The organism is Roseovarius sp. ZX-A-9 (assembly GCF_028369135.1).
Taxonomy (GTDB): domain Bacteria; phylum Pseudomonadota; class Alphaproteobacteria; order Rhodobacterales; family Rhodobacteraceae; genus Roseovarius.
The window spans coordinates 65,543-91,164 of sequence record NZ_JAPWHW010000003.1; the positions used below are offsets into that span (position 1 = coordinate 65,543).

27 protein-coding genes are annotated in these 25,622 nt (G+C 61.8%); 16 read left to right on the plus strand and 11 right to left on the minus strand.

From position 1 onward, the window contains the following. Nucleotides 1-35 precede the first annotated feature (35 nt). The 6 genes from tsaD to O3306_RS04070 all read left to right on the plus strand — a co-directional run bounded on the left by tsaD (nt 36) and on the right by O3306_RS04070 (nt 4,664). Nucleotides 36-1,133, plus strand: coding sequence for a tRNA (adenosine(37)-N6)-threonylcarbamoyltransferase complex transferase subunit TsaD (gene tsaD / locus O3306_RS04045; protein ID WP_272003655.1), 1,098 nt, complete (start codon nt 36-38; stop codon nt 1,131-1,133). Continuing rightward, a complete protein-coding gene (locus O3306_RS04050; RefSeq protein ID WP_272003657.1) occupies nt 1,130-2,095 on the plus strand; it encodes an NAD(P)H-dependent glycerol-3-phosphate dehydrogenase in 966 nt (321 codons plus the stop codon). Before tsaD ends, O3306_RS04050 begins: the two co-directional genes overlap by 4 nt. Then, nucleotides 2,089-2,358 (plus strand): YciI family protein, encoded by a 270-nt coding sequence (locus O3306_RS04055; protein WP_272003659.1) that lies wholly within the window; start codon nt 2,089-2,091, stop codon nt 2,356-2,358. The genes O3306_RS04050 and O3306_RS04055 overlap by 7 nt, the downstream gene beginning before the upstream one ends. A gap of 1 nt (nt 2,359) precedes the next feature. Then, nucleotides 2,360-2,782: an EVE domain-containing protein gene (locus O3306_RS04060; protein ID WP_272003661.1), complete on the plus strand. Its 423-nt coding sequence runs from the start codon at nt 2,360-2,362 to the stop codon at nt 2,780-2,782. Between the two features lie 309 nt (nt 2,783-3,091). Further along, on the plus strand, nt 3,092-3,997 hold the full coding sequence (locus O3306_RS04065) for a hypothetical protein (protein ID WP_272003663.1): 906 nt from the start codon (nt 3,092-3,094) through the stop codon (nt 3,995-3,997). Between the two features lie 271 nt (nt 3,998-4,268). Beyond that, nucleotides 4,269-4,664, plus strand: a complete 396-nt coding sequence (locus O3306_RS04070; RefSeq protein ID WP_272003664.1) for a DUF1761 domain-containing protein — start codon at nt 4,269-4,271, stop codon at nt 4,662-4,664. A gap of 292 nt (nt 4,665-4,956) precedes the next feature. Here the strand turns inward: O3306_RS04070 and O3306_RS04075 are convergent, their stop codons facing one another. Further along, nucleotides 4,957-5,610, minus strand: coding sequence for a peroxiredoxin (locus O3306_RS04075; RefSeq protein WP_272003667.1), 654 nt, complete (start codon nt 5,608-5,610; stop codon nt 4,957-4,959). Between the two features lie 173 nt (nt 5,611-5,783). Here O3306_RS04075 and O3306_RS04080 point away from each other — a divergent pair, with 173 nt between their 5' ends. The 4 genes from O3306_RS04080 to O3306_RS04095 are packed head-to-tail and all read left to right on the plus strand — an operon-like array spanning nt 5,784 to nt 9,929. Continuing rightward, nucleotides 5,784-7,217, plus strand: coding sequence for an aldehyde dehydrogenase family protein (locus O3306_RS04080; RefSeq protein WP_272003670.1), 1,434 nt, complete (start codon nt 5,784-5,786; stop codon nt 7,215-7,217). Nucleotides 7,218-7,227: 10 nt separating this feature from the next. Next, nucleotides 7,228-7,980 carry a glycosyltransferase family 25 protein gene (locus O3306_RS04085; protein WP_272003673.1) on the plus strand — a complete coding sequence of 251 codons (753 nt, stop codon included), beginning with the start codon at nt 7,228-7,230 and terminating at the stop codon, nt 7,978-7,980. Next, a complete protein-coding gene (locus tag O3306_RS04090; protein WP_272003676.1) occupies nt 7,973-8,845 on the plus strand; it encodes an alpha-1,2-fucosyltransferase in 873 nt (290 codons plus the stop codon). Before O3306_RS04085 ends, O3306_RS04090 begins: the two co-directional genes overlap by 8 nt. A 43-nt stretch (nt 8,846-8,888) precedes the next feature. After that, nucleotides 8,889-9,929: a serine/threonine protein kinase gene (locus O3306_RS04095; protein ID WP_272003680.1), complete on the plus strand. Its 1,041-nt coding sequence runs from the start codon at nt 8,889-8,891 to the stop codon at nt 9,927-9,929. A gap of 4 nt (nt 9,930-9,933) precedes the next feature. On the opposite strand, the gene O3306_RS04100 is transcribed toward O3306_RS04095, so the two are convergent. Further along, the gene (locus O3306_RS04100; RefSeq protein WP_272003683.1) at nt 9,934-10,581 is read right to left on the minus strand and encodes a pseudouridine synthase; all 648 of its coding nucleotides are present in this window, start codon (nt 10,579-10,581) and stop codon (nt 9,934-9,936) included. 94 nt (nt 10,582-10,675) lie between these two features. Continuing rightward, nucleotides 10,676-11,623, minus strand: a complete 948-nt coding sequence (gene hemC / locus O3306_RS04105; RefSeq protein WP_272003685.1) for a hydroxymethylbilane synthase — start codon at nt 11,621-11,623, stop codon at nt 10,676-10,678. Nucleotides 11,624-11,715: 92 nt separating this feature from the next. Here hemC and hemE point away from each other — a divergent pair, with 92 nt between their 5' ends. From hemE to O3306_RS04120, 3 genes are all read left to right on the plus strand, one after another. Continuing rightward, nucleotides 11,716-12,750 (plus strand): uroporphyrinogen decarboxylase, encoded by a 1,035-nt coding sequence (gene hemE, locus O3306_RS04110; protein WP_272003687.1) that lies wholly within the window; start codon nt 11,716-11,718, stop codon nt 12,748-12,750. A gap of 187 nt (nt 12,751-12,937) precedes the next feature. Continuing rightward, nucleotides 12,938-14,266 carry a mechanosensitive ion channel family protein gene (locus O3306_RS04115; RefSeq protein WP_272003690.1) on the plus strand — a complete coding sequence of 443 codons (1,329 nt, stop codon included), beginning with the start codon at nt 12,938-12,940 and terminating at the stop codon, nt 14,264-14,266. After that, nucleotides 14,263-15,444: a TIGR03862 family flavoprotein gene (locus O3306_RS04120; protein ID WP_272004160.1), complete on the plus strand. Its 1,182-nt coding sequence runs from the start codon at nt 14,263-14,265 to the stop codon at nt 15,442-15,444. The genes O3306_RS04115 and O3306_RS04120 overlap by 4 nt, the downstream gene beginning before the upstream one ends. Here the strand turns inward: O3306_RS04120 and O3306_RS04125 are convergent. Further along, entirely contained in the window at nt 15,420-16,007 is a 588-nt protein-coding gene (locus O3306_RS04125) for a glutathione S-transferase family protein (protein ID WP_272003692.1), read from the minus strand. The two genes, O3306_RS04120 and O3306_RS04125, sit on opposite strands and share 25 nt — an antisense overlap. Before the next feature lie 142 nt (nt 16,008-16,149). On the opposite strand from O3306_RS04125, the gene O3306_RS04130 reads away from it, so the two are divergent. Continuing rightward, the gene (locus tag O3306_RS04130) at nt 16,150-16,584 is read left to right on the plus strand and encodes a GFA family protein (RefSeq protein WP_272003695.1); all 435 of its coding nucleotides are present in this window, start codon (nt 16,150-16,152) and stop codon (nt 16,582-16,584) included. Between the two features lie 6 nt (nt 16,585-16,590). Here the strand turns inward: O3306_RS04130 and O3306_RS04135 are convergent, their stop codons facing one another. Genes O3306_RS04135 through leuS form a run of 4 tightly spaced genes read right to left on the minus strand, consistent with a single transcriptional unit; the run spans nt 16,591 to nt 21,506 of the window. Beyond that, on the minus strand, nt 16,591-17,376 hold the full coding sequence (locus O3306_RS04135) for a hypothetical protein (RefSeq protein ID WP_272003697.1): 786 nt from the start codon (nt 17,374-17,376) through the stop codon (nt 16,591-16,593). After that, nucleotides 17,373-18,401 carry a DNA polymerase III subunit delta gene (gene holA, locus O3306_RS04140; protein ID WP_272003701.1) on the minus strand — a complete coding sequence of 343 codons (1,029 nt, stop codon included), beginning with the start codon at nt 18,399-18,401 and terminating at the stop codon, nt 17,373-17,375. Before holA ends, O3306_RS04135 begins: the two co-directional genes overlap by 4 nt. Next, the gene (gene lptE / locus O3306_RS04145) at nt 18,398-18,892 is read right to left on the minus strand and encodes an LPS assembly lipoprotein LptE (RefSeq protein WP_272003704.1); all 495 of its coding nucleotides are present in this window, start codon (nt 18,890-18,892) and stop codon (nt 18,398-18,400) included. Before lptE ends, holA begins: the two co-directional genes overlap by 4 nt. 55 nt (nt 18,893-18,947) lie before the next feature. Continuing rightward, the gene (leuS, locus tag O3306_RS04150; protein WP_272003707.1) at nt 18,948-21,506 is read right to left on the minus strand and encodes a leucine--tRNA ligase; all 2,559 of its coding nucleotides are present in this window, start codon (nt 21,504-21,506) and stop codon (nt 18,948-18,950) included. Nucleotides 21,507-21,701: 195 nt separating this feature from the next. Between leuS and O3306_RS04155 the strand changes: the two genes are divergently transcribed. Continuing rightward, nucleotides 21,702-22,952, plus strand: coding sequence for a glycosyltransferase (locus tag O3306_RS04155; RefSeq protein WP_272003710.1), 1,251 nt, complete (start codon nt 21,702-21,704; stop codon nt 22,950-22,952). 115 nt (nt 22,953-23,067) lie between these two features. On the opposite strand, the gene O3306_RS04160 is transcribed toward O3306_RS04155, so the two are convergent. Together O3306_RS04160 and O3306_RS04165 are read right to left on the minus strand one after the other, a co-directional pair. Further along, on the minus strand, nt 23,068-23,520 hold the full coding sequence (locus tag O3306_RS04160) for a GNAT family N-acetyltransferase (protein ID WP_272003713.1): 453 nt from the start codon (nt 23,518-23,520) through the stop codon (nt 23,068-23,070). A 227-nt stretch (nt 23,521-23,747) separates the two neighbouring features. Beyond that, complete coding sequence (locus O3306_RS04165) at nt 23,748-24,230, minus strand: DUF3576 domain-containing protein (RefSeq protein ID WP_272003717.1); 483 nt, start codon at nt 24,228-24,230, stop codon at nt 23,748-23,750. Nucleotides 24,231-24,394: 164 nt separating this feature from the next. Here O3306_RS04165 and O3306_RS04170 point away from each other — a divergent pair, with 164 nt between their 5' ends. Next, complete coding sequence (locus tag O3306_RS04170; RefSeq protein WP_272003720.1) at nt 24,395-25,048, plus strand: YggS family pyridoxal phosphate-dependent enzyme; 654 nt, start codon at nt 24,395-24,397, stop codon at nt 25,046-25,048. A 23-nt stretch (nt 25,049-25,071) separates the two neighbouring features. Here O3306_RS04170 and O3306_RS04175 read toward each other — a convergent pair whose 3' ends face one another. Continuing rightward, entirely contained in the window at nt 25,072-25,458 is a 387-nt protein-coding gene (locus O3306_RS04175; protein WP_272003723.1) for an H-NS histone family protein, read from the minus strand. Nucleotides 25,459-25,622 lie beyond the last annotated feature (164 nt).

Here is a 25,622-nt window from a genome sequence, read left to right on the forward strand (position 1 = left end):
ACCTGCCTAGAGGCATCACCGCAACGGGCAGAACGATGGCAAAGACGTGGACAATACTGGGGCTTGAGAGCAGCTGTGACGATACGTCAGCCGCATTGCTGCGCATGGGCGCGGGCACGCCCCCTGACGTGCTGGCGCTTGTCACCATTGGTCAGGACGAATTGCATGCGGATTTCGGTGGTGTCGTGCCAGAAATCGCGGCGCGTGCTCATGCCGAAAAACTGGATGTTTGCGTGTCTGACGCATTGGCGGCGGCGGGCCTGAATTTGTCTGCCGTGGACGGTATTGCCGTGACCGCCGGGCCGGGGTTGATCGGCGGCGTGATCTCTGGCGTGATGTGCGCCAAGGGATTGGCCGTGGGCACAGGCAAGCCGTTCGTCGGGGTGAACCATCTGGCGGGTCATGCGCTCAGCCCGCAACTGACCGAAGAGGTGCCGTTTCCCTACCTCATGTTGCTTGTCTCGGGCGGGCATTGCCAGTTTCTGATCGTGCATGCGCCTGACCGCTTCACACGCCTTGGCGGCACCATAGACGACGCCCCGGGCGAGGCGTTTGACAAGACCGCGCGCCTGCTGGCGCTGCCACAACCGGGCGGCCCGCAGGTGGAACAAACCGCTCAGGTCGGCGATCCCGTGCGTTATGCCTTTCCGCGCCCTCTGCTGGACCGGCCCGGTTGCGACATGTCGTTTTCGGGGCTGAAGACCGCGCTGTTGCGCACCCGCGACGCCGTGATGGCGGAACGCGGCGGGCTGACACGCGCCGATCGCGCCGACCTTTGTGCCGGGTTTCAGGCGGCAATGTGCGATGTGCTGGCGGAAAAAACCCGGCGTGCGCTGGCCGAATGCACCAGACGCGGCGTGCCGGTCAGCGCGCTCGCCGTTGCGGGCGGCGTCGCGGCGAATCAGAGCATTCGCGCAGCACTGGAAGGCGTCGCAGCCGAGGCCGAAACGCGCTTTGTCGCCCCCCCGCTACGATACTGCACGGATAACGCGGCGATGATCGCCTATGCGGGCGGGCTGCTGTTGATGGACGGCCACCGCGACGGCATGGACCTGAGCGCCCGCCCCCGTTGGCCGCTTGACCGGGACAGCGCGCCGATGCTGGGATCGGGCAAGAAGGGGGCAAAGGCATGATCGGTGTCATGGGAGCGGGTGCCTTCGGCACGGCGCTGGCGATTTCGCTGGCCGGAAACGGGCCTGTCACCCTATGGGCGCGGGACAAGTCTCATGTGGCCGAGATGCGCGCCACACGCGACAACGCCCGCCGCCTGCCCGGGGCCACGCTGCCCGTCTCACTGCGGGTAACCGCTGAATTGGGCGATTTGCAGCACGCTACAACCGTGCTGCTGGCCGTGCCGATGCAAAAACTGCGCACCATTTTGGCAGAACACGGCGCCGCGCTGGCCGGCAAAACGCTGGTCGCCTGCTGCAAGGGGGTCGAACTGGACACTCAGCAGGGCCCGGTGCAGGTCATCTCCGAGATGGTGCCAGAGGCAATGCCCGCAATCCTGACTGGCCCCGGCTTCGCCCATGACATCGCGCGCGGCCTGCCCACCGCTATGACTCTGGCCTGTGCCGACGCGCTGGCAGGCAGCGCCCTGCAGGATACGCTGAGTACCGCCAACCTGCGGCTTTATCGGACCACGGACACGGTCGGGGCCGAACTGGGCGGCGCGCTGAAAAACGTCATCGCGATTGCCTGTGGTGCGGTCATGGGGGCCGGGCTGGGCGAAAGTGCGCGCGCCGCCCTGATGACCCGCGGTTATGCCGAAATGCAGCGCATGGCGCAGGCACTGGGCGCGCGGCCCGAAACACTGTCGGGCCTGTCAGGCTTTGGCGATCTGGCGTTGACCTGCACGTCCGAGCAGTCGCGCAACACACGGCTGGGACACAGCATCGGGCGGGGCGAGGATTTCGACCCCACGGTGACGGTCGAAGGGGCCGCAACAGCCCACGCCGTCCAGATCCGCGCCCGAAGCATGCAGATCGACATGCCGATCACCGACGTGGTGTGCGGGTTGACGAAAGGCCAATTGCGCGTCGAACAGGCTATGGATAGGCTGCTCTCACGCCCATTGAAGGAAGAAAAATGCTGATCGCTCTCATGGCCAAGGACAAACCCGGTGCGCTCCAGACCCGGCTCGACAATCGCGATGCCCATGTCGCCTATCTCAAAAGCAGCGGCGTGGTCAGCCAGGCCGGTCCGTTCCTCGATGAAGCCGGTGAGATGATCGGCTCGCTTGTCATTCTCGATGTGCCCGACATGCAATCGGCCGAAAAATGGGCCGAATCCGACCCCTACGCCAAGGCCGGGCTGTTCTCCGAAGTCAGAATGATCGCATGGAAGAAGGTCATCTGACATGGCGTACTGGCTCTTCAAGTCCGAACCCTCGACCTGGGGCTGGGACGATCAAGTCGCCAGAGGCGAGAAGGGCGAGGAATGGGACGGCGTGCGCAACTACCAGGCACGCAATTTCATGCGCGAGATGGCGGTGGGAGATCGTGGGTTTTTCTACCATTCGCAAAAGGAAAAAGCCGTCGTGGGCATTGTTGAGGTCTGCGCCACGGCGCATCCTGACAGCACTACCGATGATGACCGCTGGGAATGCGTGGACATCAAGGCGGTCAAACCGATGGCGCGCCCGGTAACACTGGACATGATCAAGGCCGACCCGCGCCTTGCCGACATGGTTTTGGTCAAGAATTCGCGCCTGTCGGTGCAGCCCGTGACGGACGCCGAATGGCAAATCGTCTGCGAACTGGCCGGAACGTCCCCCGACTAGACCATTCACAAAGCGAAGAATTTCGGGGCCGGAATTACTGCACCTGAGATGGCGTTCGCGCCGGAAAGGTTCCTTATCAATCACCAGCCCTTTGCACTTCGTGGTGCAGGCAACCGATACCGAGGCTCAGAGCGCAGTGTCCGCTCCGAGTTCAGTCTGCCGATGCTGCACGGATCACGAATGACAGCATTCCACACTTCAATACGCAGACAGGCATGCACTTTCACTGCACACAAACCTTAAGTCAAAAAATTGCCCGAATGGTCCACTAAAGCTGGCTTAAATTGGAACGAATGTGGACATCAATGAATGCAGACCAAATCAAATGTCAGGTCTTTTCTTGGTTTCGTTGGGATAGTTTCGTTCTTTTTGAGTCTGTTCTTCTTGTTCGCCTTGCTGATCGTTCAGCCACTGGACTTGCCGCTCCTTTCACGTTTCCGTTGGATGCATTCTGTGACGGCAATCTGGCTCGTGCTCTCGCTTGGCTGTTCAGCGATTTTGATCCCAACGTTCTACCTCTCCGGTAAGACGAAAGATGCAGAACCTGTGGGGGACAACCAGTCTTGCCGCGAACAGAGCCACCCTCACAAGACCTACGAAGCGTCGCGGGACGCAGTTTGGGTATGTAATTACAACGCATCCGGTCTAGGCAGGCGGCTTGATGCAATGCAGGATCTGCAAATTACCCTGGAGGTCATAAAACGTTATGAGCGGGGTGAGTCGATTGATTCAACCGAAATGCCCAAGTCTTTCATTCTTCGTGGAAAACGAGCTTCCACAGACATCATGATCTGTGCTTTTTTATTCGTCTCGGAAGACGTGGTTGAAGTATTACGTCGCTTCGACCTTGGAAAAGACAGCCTAGTTGAGCTCGAAGCTATCTATCGTGGTCGCGAGAAAAAGCCACTTTCGAAGGCGTTTTTCATCCTAACGCAACAGAACCGCAAAGAAGCGTTCTCGGCAATTGGTTGCGATCAGAGTTGGATCCGGAAAATGTCCAGAATCTGCCCGCAATGGGGGATGTTTGTCGAAGACGCGCCCGACAACGCTTTTGCAGTAACGGAAAACGCGCTGGACGGGCCAGACATTTGGCGTGACCCGGCTGTTCCTCAACAGATCTTTTTCAGCAATCAATTAAAAATGGCGCTAGACGCCCAAGGGATCGGTAGCAAGCTAGGGCTCAAACGATGCCGAGTTGTGCAATCAACAATCTAGGGTAATACCCCAATTTCTTGGAACGCATTATCGGGACGGTTCGAGGTTTTTCCCCCATGCGATAGTGGCGAAGTTGATTGCCGACGCTCTGTTCTTTGGCTTGGACGGCAGCTTTATCCGCGTAGCAGACATCAAGTATGTAAGGCTCCACCACGAAGTGCAAAGGATTGGAAACAATCGCGAAGCCTTCTTTCGTCCCTCTACTAAAACTGGACCGACCCCGGCTTTGCACGCAAACTCGGATCATGAAACAGAAACTGGAGGGCTGCAAATGGGACTTCTCAATGTGATCGTCGCGGCGGTGGCGGGTTTCGGCTTTGGCGCGATCTGGTATTCGGCCTTGGCCAGGCAATGGATGGAAGCCTCGGGCGTCTTGGTAGGCGCCGATGGAAGGCCCGCCAACAGCTCTGATCCAATGCCCTATGTCATGGGATTCATCGCGATGCTGCTGGTGGCGGGCATGATGCGCCATGTCTTTGCCCTCAGTGGCATCGATACAATCGGCAAGGGCCTTGTGTCAGGCCTCGGGATCGGCCTCTTTCTGGCCGCGCCCTGGCTGCTGGTCTGCTACGGGTTCGCGGGGCGGTCGAGAAAACTGACTTTGATCGACGGCGGCTACGCCACCTTTGGAAGCGCGATCATCGGTGCGGTACTGACGGCGTTCTGAACACCCGGTGCAACGCGGCGCGATGCAGGACAATAGCATGGAAAAAGACGGAGGGTCAGGCCCAAGCCGAAACCCTCCGTCACCCCACGTGCTCCCTACGCACCACACGTGTAAACTGTCGACTTAGGTCCCGGCCATCCTAGCCTGATACAATGCATCCTAGCGCCCACTGCACCTTCGCGCAAATTCCGAATTCCTAGAATGCGTTTCAAATCTGATACTTATTGCAAAATGGCCCGGCCGGCGAGCTGCCGACCGGGCCGATCCTCTTCAGTGCAACAAGGCTGGCCGATCAGGAAGGCAGCTTGGTCTTGCGCAGATAAGGCAGCACTGTTTCGAAGTCGCCGAACTTTTTCTTTGCATCCGCATCGCTGACCGCTGGCGGGATGATGACATCCTCACCCACCTGCCAGTCAGCAGGCGTGGCGACGCCCGCCTTGGCGGCGGTCTGCAACCCGTCAAGCGCGCGCAGCACTTCGCTGAAGTTGCGGCCAACATTCATCGGGTAGGTCATCGACAGTTTCAGTTGCTTGTCCGGACCGATGATAAAGACGCTGCGGACGGTCGCGCTGTCATTCGGCGTGCGGCCATCGGGCAAATAGGCTTCGGCAGGCAGCATGTCGAATGCCTTGGACACGGCCAGCCCTTCATCGGCGATGATCGGAAAACCGGCCTTGGAGCCAGCGACCTTCTCAATGTCGCCTTTCCATTTCTTGTGATCTTCAACCCCGTCAACCGAAACACCGATCACCTTGGTGCCGCGCTTTTCCCATTCAGCCGACAATTTGGCGACGGCACTGAATTCGGTGGTGCAGACCGGAGTGAAATCCTTGGGGTGGGAAAACAGGATCGCCCAGCTATCACCGATCCAATCGTGAAAGCTGATTTCACCTTGATCGGTGTCGGCTTTGAAATCCGGGACAATATCGTTGATACGCAGGCCCATGACGCTACTCCTTGGTTGTTGATTTCGACTCAGCCCGAAAGATAAGCAGCCTCTGGCAAAATTGCACGTCCCCGTCACTTGCCCCTGCCCGCGACGGGTGACAAAGTGGCCCCAGCAAAGCCGCCCAGCCACCGTCAGGCGGCCCATCATCCATTTTTCACTTGGAGCAAGACATGATCGAAAAACGTCAATTCTACATTGGTGGTGCCTGGACAGATCCGGCCATCAAGAATGATCACAACGTCATCAACCCCACCAACGAAGAGTCCTGCGCGATCATCACCCTTGGCGGGCAGGCCGATACCGATGCTGCCGTTGCCGCCGCCAAGGCAGCGTTTCCGGCCTGGGCCGCGACCGATCCGGCGACCCGGATCGCTTATGTGGAAAAGATTCTGGAAATCTACAACAGACGCACCGAGGACGTAGCGCAGGCGATCAGCCTGGAGATGGGCGCACCCATCGACATGGCTCGCGAACAACAGGCCGGTGCAGGCGCCTACCACATCGGCACCTTCATCGACATCGCCAAGAAATTCGAATTCATCCACCCGATGGACCCCAACACACCCGGCAGCATGATCGCACATGAACCGATCGGCGTGACCGCGCTGATCACACCGTGGAACTGGCCGATGAACCAGGTCACGCTCAAGGTGATCGCGGCGCTGGTGGCGGGCTGCACGATGGTGCTGAAACCGTCCGAGGAATCGCCTCTTTCCGCGATGGTCTTTGCCGAAATCGTGGACGAGGCCGGCATTCCCGCCGGTGTCTTCAACCTGGTGAACGGCGATGGCGTGGGCGTCGGCAGCCAACTCACGGTGCACGAAGATGTGGACATGGTCAGCTTTACCGGCTCGTCGCGCGCAGGCAAGCTGATCTCGAAGGCCGCCGCCGACACGCTCAAGCGCGTCAGCCTGGAACTGGGTGGCAAGGGCGCGAACCTGATTTTCGCCGATGCCGACGACAAGGCCGTGAAGCGCGGCGTGCTGCATTGCATGAACAACTCGGGCCAGTCCTGCAACGCGCCGACCCGCATGTTGGTCCAGCGTGAAATCTATGACCAGGCCGTCGCGACAGCGGCAGAGGTCGCCTCCAGCGTCAAGGTTGGCCCAGCCAACGAATCGGGCCGCCATATCGGCCCCGTGGTAAACGAGGTGCAGTTCAACAAGATCCAGGATCTCATCCAGAAGGGCATCGACGAAGGCGCCCGTCTGGTTGCAGGCGGCACGGGCCGGCCCGATGGCTTGAACCGCGGTTTCTACGTCAAACCGACGGTCTTTGCGGATGTGAACAACCAGATGACCATCGCGCGCGAGGAAATCTTTGGCCCCGTGTTGTCGATCATCCCCTTTGACACCGAAGAGGAAGGGATCGAGATCGCCAATGACACGCCTTACGGTCTGACCAACTATGCCCAGACCCAGGATCCGGCCCGCGCCAACCGCCTAGCACGCGCACTGCGTGCCGGAATGGTCGAGATCAACGGCAAGAGCCGGGGCGCCGGCGCGCCATTTGGCGGGATGAAGCAGTCCGGCAATGGTCGCGAGGGCGGAACCTGGGGCATCGAGGACTTCACCGAGGTGAAATCGATCTCGGGCTGGACCTGAGAGGCCCCGTATGGCGATGCGCGCCTATGTCCTGCATCTGCTCCGCGCTGAAAAGCGGCGACAGAATGCGCGCGATCTGCTGAGAAACTGCGGCGTGGCCGGAACTATCTGGCCCGCCGTCGACGGAGCAGCAATGTCGTCCGGCGATCTGGCCAAAAGCTATGGCGCGGATCTATTCGAGCCCCCCTACCCCTTTGCCCTGCGCACCGGCGAAATCGGCTGTTTTCTCAGCCACCGGCAAATCTGGGCCGACATGCAGGACCGCAGCGAGGATGCGGCCCTGATCATCGAGGATGACGCGGGACTGGACGCCCCCCTCTTTGAGCAGGCGATGGCCCTGGCCAACGAGCACGTGCAAGCTCTGGGCTATATCCAGTTGCAGACCCGCCCGCCCCGCAGCCCCAGCCGCCTGATTGACAAGAACGGCCCCTGCGCATTGGTGCTGCCCGAAATGGCCGGGCTGCGGACCACCGCACAAGTCGTCAGCAAACAGGCAGCGGCACGGCTGCTGGCACGCTCGGACCCGTTCGACCGGCCCGTCGATACCTACGTCCAGAGCTCTTGGTACACCGGCCTGCACCCGGCGATGATCACCCCGTCCGGCGTGCTGGAGATTGCTGACCAGCTTGATGGCTCAACAATCCAGAGCAGCAAAAAATCGCTGTGGGAAAGGGCCACCCGCGAGGTCAAGCGTTCACGCTACCGCGCTGCCGTACGCCGCATCTCGCGTCAGGCTCTGCCCCCGGAGCCAAGTGATGACTGACCGCGACCCGTCGCGATTGATCACCACCCGGCTGTTCGGCGGGGCGGGCAACCAGCTTTTTCAATATGCTGCGGGGCGGGCGCTGGCGGATCATCTGGGGTGCGATCTGGCGCTGGATTCGCGCTACGTGTCGGGCAGCCGCGATCGGGGTGATTGTTTTGCCCATTTCGGCCATGCGCGGTTCACCCGCGATGTGCGCCTGCCACCCGCCAAAGCGGACGGTGCACTGCGCTACGCGCTCTGGCGCGCCCTTGGCCGCGCGCCCCGGTTTCACCGCGAACGGGGCCTCGGGTTCGATCCCGCGTTCTTTGACTTGATGCCCGGCACCTATCTGCACGGTTATTGGCAGTCGGCGCGCTATTTCGCCCCCATCGCAGCGCAGTTGCGCGACGACCTGCGTTTTACCACCTCCTTTGATGCGGAAAATGCCGACATGGCCACGCAGATCGCCGCCGCCCCTCTGCCGGTTGCGCTGCATGTGCGCCGGGGTGACTATGTGGCCGGTGACAGCTATGCAGCCTGCCCGCCCGACTATTACCGCCGCGCCGTCCGGCATATCGCCGAGACAGCAGATGCCCCGCTGACCTGTTTCGTCTTTTCCAACGATCCGAGCTGGGCGCGTGACAATCTGGCACTGGGTCAGGAAACGGTGATCGTCGATATCAATGACGAGACGACAGGTCATTTCGATATGGCACTGATGGCGCGCTGTACGCACAACATCATCGCCAATTCCACGTTTTCGTGGTGGGCCGCATGGCTGAACCCGCACCCGACCAAGACGGTCATCGCGCCCAAAGACTGGTTCGCCAAGGATAAGCTGAGCAATCCCGACCTCTGCCCGCAGGACTGGCTGCGGTTGTGACCACACGCTTTCCGCCGCAGGCGAAACGCTCTAAGAAAAGCACATGACATTGCCCCCGGATATCGCCGATGCGCCCTTTGAAGGCGAGACCGTGCACAAGCGCGACATCTTTTCCGAGACCATTTCGGGGCACTTGATAGGCGTGCCGGATTTTCCGGTTGTCCTGCGCAGACTGGACGGGGTGCCCTTCTATGCGCGCGCCTTGGCCTGGGCGCTGGCACGCCGCGAGATCAAAGGTTTGCGGGCGGTGCAGGGCATTGAAGGCACGCCGCTGCTGATCCGGGTAGATCGCACGGGCCTGTTGCGCAGTTGGACACGTGGCACGCCGTTGCATCTTGCCAAACCGGCCAGCGCCGAATGGTACCGCGACGCCAAGCGCCTGTTGCGCGAGATGCGCCGCGCGGGCGTCACCCATAACGATATCGCCAAGCCGCAGAACTGGTTGATGACGCCCGAAGGACGCGCGGCGGTCATCGACTTTCAACTGGCAACGGTGCATCGGCGGCGCGGCCGGCTCTTTCGCGTGATGGCACGCGAGGATCTGCGCCACTTGCTGAAACAGAAACGCGCCTATGCGCCTGACCTGCTGACCCCGGCCGAACACGCGATGCTGGCGCGAAAGGCGCTGCCCGCGCGCATCTGGATGGCCACGGCCAAGCCAGCCTATAATTTCATCACCCGCCGCCTGATGAACTGGTCCGACGGCGAAGGTACCGAGGACCGCATTTCGCGCGACGGCCCTGCGCTGCGCACCGCCCTGATGGAGCATCCCCGGATCACTGATGTGGCGCTGGCCACCTACGCCCTGCCCGCCAAAGGCGTCGGGCTGTATGCCTTTGTCGAAACGCCGCTGGATGCCGCTGCGCTCGCAGCACTCGCGCCCACACCCCGCCCCGAACTGATCCAGCCGGTGATCGCCTTGCCGCGAGGCCCGGATGGTCGCGTGCGAGAGGACGCGTTGCATCTGGTCGCCGCCAACCGTCTTGATGAATTGCAATTGCTGATGGACGCCGACCCGGATCTGGCGACAGCGCTGCGCCCGATCATCGCGGCCCGCCTCAACCTGACCGACCGCTCGCGCTGATCGCTCAGAACGGTGCCTTGGCGCGAAAGCTGAGGCCGCGCCCGCCATCGGGGTGCTTCAGCCGCAACTCCTCGGAGTGCAGCATCAGGCGCGGATAATCACCCGCCGGACCTGAAGCGTAGAGCGGATCACCCAAAATGGGGTGCCCCAGCGCCAACATATGCACGCGCAACTGGTGGCTGCGCCCTGTCTTGGGCATCAGCCTCACCCGTGTCTCGGTATCGTTTGCCCGCAGCACGCGCCAATCGGTATGCGCCGCGCGCCCGGTCTCGTGACAGACCATCTGGCGCGGCCTGTTGGGCCAGTCGACGATCAACGGCAGATCGACCGTGCCCGTTTTCGGCTCCAGCCGCCCCGCCACACGCGCCACATAGAACTTGCGCACATATCGCTTTTCGAACTGCAGCCCTAGATGCCGCTGCGCATAGGGCGTCAGGCCAAAGATCATTGCGCCTGACGTGTCGCGGTCCAGCCGGTGCACCAGAAGTGCCGTAGGAAACGCGTCCTGCACACGGGAAAGCAGGCAGTCGGCCAGCTCCGGCCCCTTGCCCGGCACCGACAAAAGCCCCGCAGGCTTGTCCAGCACAACGATCTCGTGATCGGCATGCAGCACGCTCAGCGGTACGTCGGGAGGGGAATAGGCGTCACTCATCCTGCCCGCCTACCCGAAGCTCGCGGCGTGGTCCAGCACCGACCACACCTGTTCAATGTCTTCAAGATACTTGGAATACACGGCAACACAGACGCTAACTGCGCCAGTCAAAGAACCCCGGCCCCGCGCGCTCCAGCAGATCGCGCGCCATGGCACGCCCCAGTTCCGCGCCATCCTCGATCGGGGCGGTGCGGTCATCTTTCAGGGCCTCTGATCCGTCCGGGCGCAGCACTTCACCGCGCAGTCGCAGCGTGCCGCCGTCAAGATCGGCCAGACCGGCAATCGGGGTTTCGCACGAGCCGTCGAGTTCAGCCAAGAAGGCGCGTTCGGCCACCAAGCGCTGGCCGGTGGGCGTGTCATGGATCGCTTCCAGCATCTCGGCGGCGCGAATGTCATTGGCGCGCCGCTCGATACCGATGGCGCCTTGGGCAATGGCAGGCAACATGATCTCGGGTGCTATTGCCGCCGTGATCACCTCCGAACGCCCCAGCCGGTTAAGCCCGGCAACAGCCAGAAATGTGCAGGCGGCAACGCCGTCATTTAGCTTTTTCAGGCGAGTCTGCACATTGCCGCGGAAATCAACCACTTCAAGATGCGGATAGTTCACCAGTACCTGCGCCCGACGGCGCAGCGACGAGGTGCCGACCTTTGCGCCAGCCGGCAGATCCCCCAGCCCCTCCGCGTGGGGTGCGACAAATGCGTCGCGCACGTCCTCTCGTGGCAGGTAGGTGTCCAGCAACAGCCCTTCGGGCTGCAATACCGGCATATCCTTCATCGAATGCACCGCCAGATCGATACTGCCATCCAGCAATGCCTGTTCGATCTCCTTGGTGAACAACCCCTTGCCACCGATCTCCTTCAGCGGCCGGTCGATGATGCGGTCGCCGGTCGTCTTGATCACAACGATTTCAAACGCTTCGCCCGGCAGATCAAAGGCGGCACCTAGACGCGCACGGGTCTCATAGGCCTGCGCCAACGCCAAGGGCGAGCCGCGGGTGCCCAGTCTCATCGGGGCCGTAGGGGTGGGCAATTGCAGTGTCATGCAGACGGTCTAGTGCCCCCGCGCTGGCGGCGCAAGCATCAGGGTTGACATCACGCGCCCGGGGGAGGACGAACCCCACAGGAGGACCGGATATGGCCAATGACAAGACGATCCTGCGCGCCCTCGCGGGCGAGACATTGCAAACACCACCGATCTGGATGATGCGCCAGGCGGGGCGGTATCTGCCCGAGTATCGCGCGACACGCGCGCAGGCCGGCGATTTCCTGTCCCTGTGCTACAACAGCGACCTTGCGACCGAGGTCACGCTGCAACCCATTCGGCGCTTCGGCTTCGATGCGGCAATCATGTTTGCCGATATCCTGCTGATCCCGCAGGCGTTGGGCGCGGACCTGTGGTTCGTGACCGGCGAAGGGCCGCGCCTTTCGACCATTGACAGCGAGGCCGATTTTGCCCGTCTGGCCGACGCGGCAGACATCCACGAAACACTCGGCCCGATTTATCAGACCCTGCGCAACCTCACCGGAGCGCTGCCCCCCGAGACGACCCTGATCGGCTTCGCAGGCGCGCCCTGGACCGTGGCCACTTACATGGTCGCCGGGCGCGGCACCCCCGATCAGGGCCCGGCGCACGCACTCAAGAACACCAATCCGGCGCTCTTTGATGCCTTGATCGACAGGCTGACCAAGGCCACGATCGAATATCTTTCCGCACAGATCGAGGCCGGCGCCGAAGTGGTCAAGCTCTTTGACAGCTGGGCCGGGTCGCTGAAAGGCGCGGATTTCGACCGCTACGCCATCGCGCCCACCAAAGAGGTCATCACCGCCCTGAAAGCGCGCCACCCGGACACACCGATCATCGCCTTCCCGCGCGAGGCTGGCGATAAATATATCGGATTCGCCAAGAAAACCGGGGCCGATTGCGTCGCCATCGACAACTCGGTGACCGCCGATTGGGTGGCCGAAAACGTACAGGTTGACGGCTGCGTGCAGGGTAACCTCGCGTCGTCGCACATGGTCACGGGCGGCGATGCTCTGGTCCGGGAGACCCGCCAGATCGTCAACGCCCTGCGCGGCGGGCCGCATATCTTCAATCTCGGGCATGGAATCACTCCCGATGCGAACCCCGATAACGTACAACTGATGATCGATACCGTACGCGGCGGCTGACAAAAGCGCTGCCGCACCAGTTGCCTGCTCGGCAAGTCCGGTGCGGCATAACGGCGCGCTGGCCCTTGCCCGCATCCCGGCGCGCCGCAGACGGCCGGGCGGATCGAACGCCGCGTATTTCTTGATCCTCTCGGCAAGAATGGGCAAGAGAACGGGAACACATATCGGAATAGCTGGGGAATAGGCGATGGACGAACGGCCCGAGATCGTGGATCAGGCAATCGGATATGCCCGGCAGGGGTGGGACATCGCCGAAGGCTGGCTGCTCAGCCCCGCCGCGTGGTCGCAATTCGCGCTGCTCATCGCCGCCTATCTGCTGGCGCTGCTGATCAGTCGCAGACTGACCCCATTGCTGAAACGCGTACTGACCCCGCCAGAGGCACCGCAGCATATCATCGCCCGCACGCGGCGTTTCATGCTGATCTTCTTACCCCTGATCCTGCCCTTGCTGGCCTATGCCCTTACCGGGATCGGTGAAAGCGTCACCCGCTCGCTCTTTGGTTCGGGCGCGGTGATCGCCTTTGGCAAACGTCTCTTCCTGTTCCTTGCTGTGCGCATTCTGGTGCGCGACATCCTGCGTGATCCGTTCCTGCGCGTTCTGGGGAAATTTGTCCTCATTCCTGTGGCGGCGCTCTATGCGGTGGGGCTGCTGGACGACCTCACGGCCCAGCTTCGGGCGACAGTCGTGCCACTGGGCAACATGTCCTTCGACCTCTTGTGGCTCATTCAGGGCATCATCCTGGGCGGCGTGATATACTGGCTCGGGCGCTGGTCGAATGATCAGTCCCACGAGTTCATCAAAAGCCAGCAGGAGATGCGCCCCGCCACAAGGCAACTGGCCGCCAAGGCCGCCGAGATCGCGATTTTCGGTGCCGCTTTCCTGGTCCTGATGAATGTCATGGGGATCAGCCTGACCAGCCTCGCCGTGCTGGGTGGTGCCATCGGCGTCGGCCTCGGGTTCGGCCTGCAAAAGATTGCCGCAAACTTCATCTCTGGTGTGATCCTGCTGCTCGAAGGCCAGGCGACCGTGGGCGATTATGTCGAACTGGACGGCGGCGAGGCCGGTACCATCGTCAAGACAACGGCGCGCGCGATGATCCTGGAGACCTTTGATGGCCGCTGGATCGTGGTGCCGAACGAGGATTTCATCACCACGCGCGTCGTCAACTATTCCGATCAGGGCAGCGCGAACCGGTTCGAAGCACCATTTTCGGTCAGCTATGATGTCGATATCAACATCGTTCCGGATATCGTGGAAAAGGCCGTGGCCACGCATCCCGATGTGCTGTCCGAACCCTACCCGCCCGATTGCGAGCTGCGCGCCTTTGGCGATAGCGGCGTGGAGTTTGCTGTCGAATTCTGGGTCAACGGCCTCGATGACGGCAAGAACAAGTACACCTCTGACGTGCTCTTCCTGATCTGGAACGCGCTCAAGGCAGCAGATATCGAAATCCCCTACCCCCAGCGTGTCGTGCACCACAAAGGGCTACCGCCCGCACCCGTCGAGGCTGGATAATGGATGCGCTTGTCATCGGGGCCGGCCCTGCGGGGCTGATGGCAGCCGAAGCCTTGGCGCAGGCCGGGCTGCGCGTCACAGTTGCCGAGGCGAGACCGTCGCCAGCGCGCAAATTCCTGATGGCCGGCAAGTCGGGGTTGAACCTGACCAAGGCCGAGCCGCTCGAGACCTTTCTGGCCGCCTTGGGGCCGGATGCGCGCACCCTGGAGCCGATGCTGCGAGCCTTTGGCCCGACAGAGGTGCAGGCTTGGGCGAGCGGATTGGACCAGCCGCTCTTTACCGGCTCGACGGGGCGGGTTTTTCCCGCGACCATGAAAGCATCGCCACTCCTGCGCGCATGGCTGGCACGGCTTGACTCCTTGGGCGTCACACTCCGGCGGCGCTGGCGCTGGGAGGGGTGGGACGGCGCCCAAGTGCTGATGCAGACACCCGACGGCCCTATGCGCCTGACGCCGACGGTAACGGTGCTGGCCTGCGGCGGGGCCAGCTGGGCGCGGCTGGGCTCTGACGGTGCGTGGGCCGCGAATCTGCCGGATCTGACCGCCCCGTTTCAGCCAGCGAACATGGGCTTTCGCATCAACTGGTCGGCGCACATGGCCGCCCATATGGGGCACGCGGTCAAGGGCGTGGCCCTACATGCGGGAGGTGCGGTGTCGCGGGGTGAGTTCGTTCTGACCCGGCACGGAATCGAAGGCGGCGGCATATACGAAGTGTCGCGACAACTGCGTGACGGCGCGCCGCTGACCGTCGATCTGATGCCTGACCTCACCGAAGAGACCATCCGCGAACGGCTGGCCCGACCACGCGGCAAAGCCAGCCTTGGCAACCACCTGCGCAAGACGCTGAAGCTGCCCCCGGTGAAACAGGCATTGCTGATGGAGTTCGCGCGCCCCCTGCCCGACGACATGGCCCCGCTGATCAAGGCGCTGCCGATCGCGCATGACGGGCCGATGCCGCTGGATCAGGCGATATCAACCGCGGGCGGGCTGCGATGGGACGCGCTGGACCAGGCATTGATGCTGCGCAACAGGCCCGGCACCTTCGCCGCCGGCGAGATGCTGGACTGGGAGGCGCCGACGGGGGGCTACCTGATCACCGCCTGCCTGGCCACCGGCCTGTGGGCCGGACAGCACGCCGCGCAGTGGGCCGCTGATCAGGGCAGTGCGACCGCGCGCTGAAACGCCTCGCGCGCTTCCATCCGGGCCTTGAACGCCGCCAGCTTCTCGTCCGGTTCGGGGAATTTCGCGACCTCGGCCCAGCGCAGGCAATGGGCCAGAAGCATGTCGGGAATCGTCATGTCCTCCCCCATCAGGAAGGGCCCCTGCATCGCGTCCGACAGCCGCGCGATATTGCGGCCATATTCCCATTTCATCGGTTCCTTGATTGCTGCGATACGATGTTCCTCGGGCAGCACGAAGGTATGCCGTGCGGTGGCCCAGAGTATCGCGTCGACATCATCAAGAATCTGCAACGTCAGCGCATCTTGCTGCGCGCGCGCCACCGTGCCCGCCGGATGGGTGAACATCGCGTGCTTGTCGCCGAGGAAGGTCATGATCGCGACGGAATCAAAGATGGCGGTCCCGTCCACCCACATCGCCGGAATTTTCCCTGACGGGTTGGCCGCCATCGCCGCGTCGCTACGCGGCCCACAGGGGGTGTGGGTGTAGGGCACACCCATCTCTTCAAGCATCCACAAGACGCGCAGGGCGCGGCTGGCGCGGGTTCCGATCACTTCGTACATGGGGCAGGCTCCGGGCTGAAATTTCTCCTCAAGCAGTGGCGCAGAGTCACACCGATTGCAATGGCGCGCATTGCTGACAGAAACTGTCACTGCCCCTATGGTACGTTCCGCGTCAACAACCTGCATAAAAGGGAGCGACGCCATGTCCAGAATCGGAGCCTGCCTTTGTGGCGCGGTCAGCTATGTCATTACGACTGACCCCACCCACACCGGCGCCTGTCATTGCAACATGTGCCGCAAATGGTCGGGCGGTGTTTTCATGGGCCTGCAGACGCCTGCAGATGGCCTGCAGATCACCGGCGCGGATGCGATCACCACCTTCAAATCATCCGACTGGGCGGAACGGGCGTTTTGCAACAAATGCGGCAGCTCGCTTTATTACCGGGTGACGGCACCGGGTCCGCATCAAGGTACCTATCACGTTGGTATTGGCACGCTTGATAACCCCAACGGGATCGCATTGACCGAAGAGATTTTCATCGACGAGAAACCGGATGGATACAGCTTTTCCCAGCACACAAAGACCATGACCGGGGCGGAAGTCTTCGCGATGTTCGCCCCGCCGGATGGCCGTTAAACCTGGTCAGAGATGTTCGTCGAGAAAATCGAGGATGATCTGCTGGACATTCGGCTCTTTAGACAGCCAATGCTGTTTATAGAGCGGATCGTCGCGGTCAAAGACCACCGATCGGTCGTTGCCATCCATGAACTCTCCGCAATCGCCGCGCAGGATGGGCAGGCGGAACCACGGATCGCGCTTGCCCACCAATGACAGCACCGGCTCTGCCTCGGGCGCGTTCAGCCCGATATATTCGGGCCAACCGGCATTGCAGGTCCAGCCTTCGATCACGCGTGCGTCAAAATCGTAGCCTGAATAGGTCGCCGTAGTGGTCGCGCCTTCGCTATGCCCCGCAAGAACCACCGCCGTCCCGTCGAAACCGGGCAAGGCGCCAAGCTGCGCCATCGCATGATCCACCTCGGCCTGCCGCCAGCCCAGAACCGCCCGGTGCAACCCGCCCTCGGGGATTTCGGCGCGGCAACTGACCGGCTTGTCCTCGCGCGCGAAACTGTCAGGCGCGACAAAGATGTACCCGGCCTGCGCGTACATGCGCCCCGCAACATGGGCGATTTCAACGATGCCAGTGCAGCCATGCATGTAGAGCACCAGGCGGGGGTGCGGGTGGTTTGCCAGATAATCCTCCAGCGATCCGATACCGATCCGCCGCGCACCGTGCACCTCGTCCGGCACGTAGACCAGCGCCGCCGCGTAGGTCCGCTGCAATTCGCGCGGATCGTCTGCACGACCATCTGCTTGGGCCGATGTGGCAATCACGGAGATCACTGCCAGAATGCTCAGAATGCGGATCACCTAGCAGCCCCCATCATGGCGAGGCGGATCAATGCGCGCTCTACCAGCGCCATCTGCGGCGCGGATTGCCCCGCAGAACGCAAGTGCAGGTCGGTATCCGTCAACAGCACCAACGCTGATTCCAACCGGGACGCGCCCCATTGCTGGGCCTGGCGGATCATCCGATCACGGCGCGGGCCAAAGACCGGCGGACGCATGCGCGCGATGCCCTGCGATGGCCCGCCCGGATCGGAGGCCGCCGTGTAAAGCGTGCGGAAATGGCGCGTCGCGGTGATGCACAGACTGACCGGCTGTACCCCTTGGGCGCGCAGGCGTTTCATGATCGGACCAATCTCTCCCGAGCGCGCTTCGGCCACGATATTGAGCACATCGTCAAGGTCCGCCTCGGTCGAGGCCGGGGCGCAGACGGCCACATCCTCGGGGCTGAGGGCCGCATCATCACCCAGCTTGTAGAGCGACAATTTCTCCAGCGTCTGCCGGAAATCTCCGGGATCGAGCGCACGCGAGAGCGTGACCAGATCGGCCATCGCCTCGGGCGCGACATTTTTCAATCCCGCCTTGCCCAGCATCGCCTCTATCTCGCCACGTGAGGGAGGGTCGTCATAGATCGCCGCCGCATAGGCGTTACTGTGGGTCTCGAACGCCTTGCGCAGTTTCGACGCGGGTTTGAGCGCACCGGCGGTCACGATGATCTGCGCATCGCCAGCCTGCCAGTCCTCCAGCGCGGCAAGGATCGGCGGCGCCAGTGCCTCGGTCGCGTCCTCGACAAAAGCGACGCGCGGGCCGGGAAAAAAACCTTGTGCCTTGACCGCATCCATCAGCCGTGCCGGATCTTTGCGCAGTTCGGCGGCGGGCATTCGCGCAAGGCGCATCTCGGTTTCGCCCTCTGGTCCGATCAGCGCCGCGATCACTTCCTGCCGTCGCAAGGCCACGCGCATCGCATCATTGCCGTAGATCAACAGCCCGGTGCGCGCAGGTTCCGGCCGCGCGAAATAACCCGGGGCCTCGCGCGGGCCCAGCTTCATGTCGCGGAGACCGGCGCGGCAACCAGCCGGGTAATCAGCATGTTCGCAAGGATCGACATCAGCCGTGCTCGTGCGTCGCGTTCTGCCGCCTGCGTTGCGACGGTGGAACCAGACGCGGAGTAGCCGGTAAAGTTGCTGACCTTGCCAGAGGTCACGACCGCGCCGGTCTCCAGATTGCGCAGGGCATATGTGATCTCACCCAGCAGATTGTAGCGCTGCGTCACGTCGTTGAGATCAATGGCAATCGACTCTTCATCGACCTTGATCGCATAGGACAGGCCATAAACGGCCGGGTTGCCGCGCCCCAGCCGCTGTTCGATCTCGCGCACCAGCAGGAAGGCATCGCGCGTCGTGGGCGCATCCACCAGCACAGCATCGTGCAACGCGGCAGCGCTCCCGCCCGGTCCGTAGACCGGCGTGAACCCGCAACCACCAAGCGCGGCGAGGCTGGCGAGACAGAAGAAGCGGCGTGAATGGCGTGTATCGGTCATTTCAGGAACATATCACCATTTGGGTCCTTGCGCTCCGCAGTACCGGGGAAACGCCCTAAACCACCACATTCACGATCCGTCCGGGGACAACGATCACCTTCTTCGGCTGTCCACCATCCAGTGCCTTTTGCACAGCATCATGCGCCAGCGCGATTTTTTCAACTGCTTCCTTGGATGCATCCTGCGCCACCTCGATTTCGCCGCGCCGTTTGCCGTTAATCTGGACTGGCAGCGTGATGGTGTCGTCGATCAGCATCGCGGGATCGGCCACCGGCCAAGGGGCGGTCACGACCAGACCGGTACCGCCCAGCATCTGCCACAGCTCCTCGGACAGGTGCGGCGTCATCGGCGACATGAGCTGTGCCAGTGCCGTCGCGGCCTGCCGCTTGGCCGCCGCACCGGCCTTGGATTTCGACAGGGTGTTGGTAAAGGCGTAAAGTCGCGCGATTGCGGCATTGAAGCCAAAGGACTCTACCCCACCCGTCACGTCGTGGATCGCCTTGTGCATCTCGCGCAGCAGCGCCTCATCCGCCTCTGCCGAGGCGTTTTCGGCGGTGTCAGCCGCGATTTCGGAGACGATCCGGTAAACCCGTGCGAGGTGCTTGTGCGCAGCCTCGGCCCCCGCCGCAGTCCACTCGACGTCACGTTCGGGCGGGCTGTCGCTCAGAACGAACCAGCGCGCGGTATCGGCACCATAGGCCGAGATGATCCGCGCCGGGTCCACCACGTTCTTCTTGGATTTGGACATCTTGGCAGACGGGATGATTTCCACCTCGGTGCCGTCGTTCAGCCTGCCATCGGTCACCTCTTCGGGCAGATGATAGACCGGACGATTATTGGCATCGCGCGTCTGGTAGATCTCGTGCGTTACCATGCCCTGAGTAAAGAGCGCATCGAACGGCTCGATCGCGGATTTCGGCAGATGCCCGGTAAGATGCATCGCACGCGCGAAAAAGCGCGAATAGAGCAGGTGCAGAATCGCGTGCTCGATGCCGCCGATATACTGATCGACATTCATCCAGTAGGCCGCTTCCTCTAGATCCGTGGGCGTTTTTGCATGCGGGGACGTGAAGCGCGCAAAATACCACGAACTGTCGACAAACGTGTCCATCGTATCTGTCTCGCGTTGCGCGGCACCGCCACAGGACGGGCACGTCGTCTGCCGCCATGTCGGGTGGCGATCCAGCGGATTGCCCGGCTGGTCAAAGGTGACATCATCCGGCAGGCGCACCGGCAGATTTTCCTTGGCCTCCGGCACCACGCCACAGACCTCACAATGCACCACCGGGATCGGGCAGCCCCAGTAACGCTGACGGCTGAGGCCCCAATCGCGCAGGCGGTATTTGGTCACGCCCTGCCCCACGCCCTGGGATTCGCAGAATGCGATGGCCGCATCGATAGCGTCATCCCCGGTCTGCACTTCCTCGCCCGCGAAACCGCGGACATACCGGACACGTTCGGTCTTGGGCGGAACATAAGCATCGCCGCCATCTTCGGGGGCCTGGTGTTCGGTATCGTGCGGCAGGTAGGTCGAGATCACAGGCAATTCGTATTTGCGGGCAAACTCCAGATCGCGCTGATCATGCGCGGGGCAGCCAAAGATCGCACCGGTGCCGTAATCCATCAGGATGAAATTCGCCACGTAAACCGGCAGCTCCCACGCCGTGTCAAAGGGATGACGCACGCGCAGGCCGGTGTCGTAGCCGCGTTTCTCGGCTGTCTCCAACGCCTCGGCCGTGGTTCCGCCCTTGCGGCATTCCGCATTGAACGTGGCCAGCGCTTCATCGCTTTTCTCCAGTTGGCGGGCCAATGGATGATCCGGCGAAATGCCAACGAAACTGGCCCCCATCAGTGTATCGGGTCGCGTGGTGTAAACCTCTACCCGGTCGTGCCCTTCGGGGCCGTCGATCAGCGAGAAGGAAAATTGCAGCCCGCGCGATTTTCCGATCCAGTTTTCCTGCATCAGCCGCACCTTGGCAGGCCAGTTTTCAAGTGTATCCAGCGCCTCGAGCAATTCCTCGGCCATGTCGGAAATCTTGAAGAACCATTGTGTCAGTTCGCGCCGCTCCACCTCGGCACCTGATCGCCAGCCCTTGCCGTCGATCACTTGCTCGTTGGCCAGAACGGTCATGTCGACCGGATCCCAGTTCACGACCGCATTCTTGCGGTAGACCAGCCCGGCCTCGAGCATGTCGAGGAAAAGCGCCTGCTGCTGGCTGTAATACTCCGGATCGCATGTCGCGAATTCGCGGCTCCAGTCGATGCTGAGGCCCAGCGGCTTCATCTGGCCGCGCATGTCGGCGATGTTCTGATAGGTCCAATCCTTGGGATGGCCACCGCTGGCCATCGCCGCGTTTTCCGCAGGCATGCCGAATGCGTCCCAGCCCATCGGGTGCAGCACGTTATGGCCAGTCGCCAGTTTGTGCCGCGCGATGACGTCGCCCATCGTGTAGTTGCGGACATGGCCCATGTGGATGCGGCCCGACGGATAGGGAAACATCTCGAGCACGTAATACTTCGGCTTGTCATCCGAGCGAACGGCCCGGAAGATCGAGGCCTCTTCCCAAGCGTGTTGCCATCTGGCTTCGATCTCGGCGGCGGAATAGCGCGACATGGGCGGCGCCCCTCTTTGGTCTGAATGCATCGAGAAGGGTGATATGCCGGGCGCGGCGCGGGGTCCAGAGGCAGGTGTCAAATTGCATCATCGTCAGCGCCATGGATTACCCCTCCCGGCGCACGACGCGACCCTTTGCAGCGCGGCCCGCCCTGCCTATAACGGGCAAATCCGGGCAGCAGGCGGTGCAGGCACATGAATATCCTCTTCATTCACCAGAATTTTCCGGGCCAGTACAAGCATCTGGCCCCGGCACTGGCAGAGGCCGGTCACGCCTGTCTGGCCCTGACATTGCGCGTCAAGGAGCCGACCACGTGGAAAGGCGTCCAGATCCGCCCCTATACCTTGCCCAAACGCACCGGGCAGAAGCTGCATCCGTGGCTGGTGGATCTCGATACCAAGGTGACACGAGGAGAGGCCTGCTACCGCGCCGCCCGCGCGCTGCGTGATCAGGGTTACAAGCCCGACATCATTCTTGCACATCCCGGTTGGGGCGAATCAATGTTCCTGCGCGATTTGTGGCCGCGGGCGCGCATGGGCCTCTATTGCGAACTCTATCACGAGGCGGGCTATCCGCATCTGAACTTTGACCCCGAATTTCCGACAAGCGACCCGGATTTGCAGCCGCTGCGCATCCGGTTGAAGAACCTCAACAACCATCTGCACTTCCCGCGGGCCGAGGCCGGGATCAGCCCGACACGGTTTCAGGCCGATACATTCCCGGCCGAATTTCGCGACCGGATCACCGTCTGCCATGACGGGATCGACACCGACCTGTCACGCCCGGCCCCAAACGTTCGGGTCCAGCTGAAAGGGCATCCGGAACTCAGCCGCGCCGACGAGATCATCACTTTCGTCAATCGCAATCTGGAGCCCTACCGCGGCTATCATATCTTCATGCGCGCCCTGCCGCGCCTGCTGCGAGAGCGCCCCAAAGCGCGGGTGATCATCATCGGCGGGGATGAGGTGAGTTATGGCACCCCCGCGCCCGGTGGCAAAACCTGGAAGCAGATATTTCGCGACGAAGTGGCCGATCAGATCAGCGCCGAAGATTGGAAGCGCGTGCATTTCCTTGGACGCATTCCGCATGGTGATTTCACCCGCATCCTGCAATTGAGCCGCGTCCATGTCTACCTGACCTACCCGTTCGTGCTCAGCTGGAGCCTGATGGAAGCGATGGCCTGCGAGGCAGCCATCATCGCCAGCGACACCGCCCCCGTGCGCGAAGTCATCCGCGATGACGAAACCGGTCGCATGGTCGATTTCTTTGACGGCGAAGCATTGGTGGACGAGATCTGCGAGCTTTTGGACGATGCCGAGGCCCGCGCCTTGCTGGGACGCAACGCGCGCGCGCTGATGCAATCGCAATTCGACCTGAAAACGATCTGCCTACCGCGTCAGATGAAATGGGTCACGGATCTGATGGATATGCCGCTGGTGGTGTGATCGCCAACACTACGTTCACCGCGCAGGCTTGGGCGAAGATATTCGCGGCCGAAAGATTCAAGGGTCATTCCTCTTCCGCATTCAACGCGCCCGGTTTGTCAGATCACAAAGACGATTACGCGTTCTTTTCGTAGATGATGAACGGCGTGCGTGTCGCCACCTTGTCATATAGCATGCGACCCTTGTAATTGAATTCCTGCGTCTGCCAGTAAACGCCGGGAATGCCCGCCGCCCGCGCGGCGGCATGAACTTCCTCGATCAGCGCACGCCCGACGCCCCTGCCGCGCGTTTCGGGATCGGCGAAGAGATCCATCAGATAGCAGGTATCCTCGACTGACCATAAAATCCGGTGAAAGAGAAAATGCGCAAGCCCCACCGGCCGCCTGTCGATTTCAGCGATGAGGCCCTGAAATTCACCCGGCCGTCCGCTCAGCAGACGTGAAAAGGCGGTTTCAATGACGTCTTGGGGCAGCTCGGTCTCGTAGAAATCCAGATAGGCCGTCCACAGCCTGAGCCAGTCGGCATGATCGCCCTCTCGCAACGGACGGATCGAAATATCAGCGGTCATGCTGTGCCCCCCTTGGATAGCCAGCGCTTCGGGCGGGCGGATCGCCCGACGAGCCAGAAAAGGGTAACGTGCAAAACTGCCGCGCGACAAGACATTCGCCCAAACATATCCGAATCGCCCAACCGAGCCGGGGGCGCCCATCAGCCGATGGGCGTCATTCGTACAGTAACCGGGAATAAGGCGGCATCAAATGGGTGCCCGTTATCAGCGCTTGCGAAGGGGTGCGCCTAGTACCTGCCGGCCTGAATGCGCAGTTGGCGCGCGCGCGACAGGATCGCATCCTCGACCGCACGTTGGGTGCCGGCCGCAACCGGGCCGCCCTTCGACTGTAGCGCCACGTTCAGCGACCGCGCATCAAGCGCCGGGTCACTGATCAGGATTGTCGCACGATAGGCACGCCCGCCGCCCGGCGGAACGCCGTAACCAGTAGAAATTACGCCGGTAAAGGGATCGGCAGACTGCACTGGCAGAAAATCGAGCACATCCAGCGACGCGGTCCACAAGAATCGGTTTACCTTGACCCCGGTCTTGTCACCGCGAAACGCATCAAAAATGCTCGTCCCGCTTTGTACGCCGCCATGCGTCGCTTCCTTGCCGCCCTCGACCACGACCGCATTGGGATCGAATTTCGGTGGCTTGTTGCCGCAGGCGGCAACGATGGCCAGACAGGCCAGCATCCCGAATACGCGCGTTGCAGAAGAAAAGATCATACCACCGTCCGACGTTAATTGCCCCTCTCTACTATCCAAGCAGCGCCATCGGAGCAAGCGGTTTAGCTTTGCCGAAGCAGCAATACCATTTCACGCTTTGCATCCGGGCCTGTGCCTGATTTATCTTTGACCCAACGGAGTGATACCCACCGGAGATGCAATTCATGAGCCTTGACGATATTTCCGCCCGGATCCGGGCCGCCGCCCTGGACGCAGGCAGGCCCGCCGATGCCGTGACGCTGATCGCGGTCTCCAAGATGCAGCCCGACGAACGCGTGGCCGCGGTGCTGGACGCCGGGCACAGGTGTTTTGGCGAGAACCGCGTGCAGGAGGCCGCCAGGAAATGGCCCGGTTTCCGCGAGACCTACGAGGGGATAGATCTGCACCTGATCGGCCCGCTTCAGAGCAACAAGGTACGCCAGGCGATGGCGCTCTTTCAGTCCATCCACTCGGTAGACCGGCCCAGGCTAGCCCGCGCAATCGCCCGCATCGCACAGGAAGAGGGGCATTGCCCGGATCTGTTCATCCAGGTCAATACCGGCGAGGAAGAACAAAAGGCTGGCGTTCTGCCCGCCGACGCGGATGCATTCATCGCCGAGTGCCGCGATCTAGATCTGCCGCTTCGCGGGCTGATGTGCATCCCGCCCGCAGACGAAGAGCCAAGCCTGCATTTTGCGCTGCTGGCCAAGATCGCGGCGCGCAACGGCCTGAAGGGATTGTCGATGGGAATGAGCGGCGACTTCGAGCGCGCCATCGCGCAGGGCGCGACCCATGTGCGCGTCGGCAGCGCAATCTTTGGCGAGCGGCATACGGGCTGAGGCAGCACCTCAGCCCGAAAAGCTCAGGACTTGATAGCGAATGACTCGATCGATTTGCCCGATGCGATCGCATCCTTGATCCATTTCGGCTGACGACCGCGACCGGCCCATGTCTGGCTTGGATTTTCGGGGTTACGGTATTTCGCCGCGACGGGCTTGCGTTGTTTCGCCGTCTTCGGAGCTTTTACACTTTCGTCGGATTTCGCATCGCCCACGAGTTCGCCCAACGAATATCCAAGTTGCTTTGCCTTCGTTTTAAGTGCCGCCAACGCCTCTTTGCGTTCGATTTTCTCACGCGAAGCAATGGCACGCGAGACCCGCTTCTCGAGAGCGCGCAGTTCCGACATACTCATATTTTTAAGATTGATTTGTGACATCCATGTTCCATTCTTGTTAATTGTTTTGCCCATTTCACAGACGCTTCTCCTAATACGAAGAATGAAGGTGTGCAAAACAAATTTCGTCAACCGCTGGGAGCGGCCGCTTTTCTGGGTTTATGGTGCAACTGCAGCACACTATTGAAGTATGTATTTTGTGCCGCATCGCAAGCGTACATTTCGGTTAACCGTTAATA

Coding starts and splice junctions, on each gene's coding strand:
- O3306_RS04080 (WP_272003670.1), top strand. CDS start 5,784: ATGATCGAAAAACGTCAATTCTACATTGGTGGTGCCTGGACAGATCCG.
- O3306_RS04130 (WP_272003695.1), top strand. CDS start 16,150: ATGTCCAGAATCGGAGCCTGCCTTTGTGGCGCGGTCAGCTATGTCATT.
- O3306_RS04165 (WP_272003717.1), bottom strand. CDS start 24,230: ATGATCTTTTCTTCTGCAACGCGCGTATTCGGGATGCTGGCCTGTCTG.
- O3306_RS04155 (WP_272003710.1), top strand. CDS start 21,702: ATGAATATCCTCTTCATTCACCAGAATTTTCCGGGCCAGTACAAGCAT.
- O3306_RS04085 (WP_272003673.1), top strand. CDS start 7,228: ATGGCGATGCGCGCCTATGTCCTGCATCTGCTCCGCGCTGAAAAGCGG.
- O3306_RS04095 (WP_272003680.1), top strand. CDS start 8,889: ATGACATTGCCCCCGGATATCGCCGATGCGCCCTTTGAAGGCGAGACC.
- leuS (WP_272003707.1), bottom strand. CDS start 21,506: ATGTCGCGCTATTCCGCCGCCGAGATCGAAGCCAGATGGCAACACGCT.
- O3306_RS04090 (WP_272003676.1), top strand. CDS start 7,973: ATGACTGACCGCGACCCGTCGCGATTGATCACCACCCGGCTGTTCGGC.
- O3306_RS04160 (WP_272003713.1), bottom strand. CDS start 23,520: ATGACCGCTGATATTTCGATCCGTCCGTTGCGAGAGGGCGATCATGCC.
- lptE (WP_272003704.1), bottom strand. CDS start 18,892: ATGACCGATACACGCCATTCACGCCGCTTCTTCTGTCTCGCCAGCCTC.
- holA (WP_272003701.1), bottom strand. CDS start 18,401: ATGAAGCTGGGCCCGCGCGAGGCCCCGGGTTATTTCGCGCGGCCGGAA.
- O3306_RS04125 (WP_272003692.1), bottom strand. CDS start 16,007: ATGTACGAAGTGATCGGAACCCGCGCCAGCCGCGCCCTGCGCGTCTTG.
- O3306_RS04175 (WP_272003723.1), bottom strand. CDS start 25,458: ATGGGCAAAACAATTAACAAGAATGGAACATGGATGTCACAAATCAAT.
- hemC (WP_272003685.1), bottom strand. CDS start 11,623: ATGACACTGCAATTGCCCACCCCTACGGCCCCGATGAGACTGGGCACC.
- O3306_RS04055 (WP_272003659.1), top strand. CDS start 2,089: ATGCTGATCGCTCTCATGGCCAAGGACAAACCCGGTGCGCTCCAGACC.
- O3306_RS04050 (WP_272003657.1), top strand. CDS start 1,130: ATGATCGGTGTCATGGGAGCGGGTGCCTTCGGCACGGCGCTGGCGATT.
- hemE (WP_272003687.1), top strand. CDS start 11,716: ATGGCCAATGACAAGACGATCCTGCGCGCCCTCGCGGGCGAGACATTG.
- O3306_RS04170 (WP_272003720.1), top strand. CDS start 24,395: ATGAGCCTTGACGATATTTCCGCCCGGATCCGGGCCGCCGCCCTGGAC.
- O3306_RS04070 (WP_272003664.1), top strand. CDS start 4,269: ATGGGACTTCTCAATGTGATCGTCGCGGCGGTGGCGGGTTTCGGCTTT.
- O3306_RS04100 (WP_272003683.1), bottom strand. CDS start 10,581: ATGAGTGACGCCTATTCCCCTCCCGACGTACCGCTGAGCGTGCTGCAT.
- tsaD (WP_272003655.1), top strand. CDS start 36: ATGGCAAAGACGTGGACAATACTGGGGCTTGAGAGCAGCTGTGACGAT.
- O3306_RS04065 (WP_272003663.1), top strand. CDS start 3,092: ATGCAGACCAAATCAAATGTCAGGTCTTTTCTTGGTTTCGTTGGGATA.
- O3306_RS04115 (WP_272003690.1), top strand. CDS start 12,938: ATGGACGAACGGCCCGAGATCGTGGATCAGGCAATCGGATATGCCCGG.
- O3306_RS04060 (WP_272003661.1), top strand. CDS start 2,360: ATGGCGTACTGGCTCTTCAAGTCCGAACCCTCGACCTGGGGCTGGGAC.
- O3306_RS04075 (WP_272003667.1), bottom strand. CDS start 5,610: ATGGGCCTGCGTATCAACGATATTGTCCCGGATTTCAAAGCCGACACC.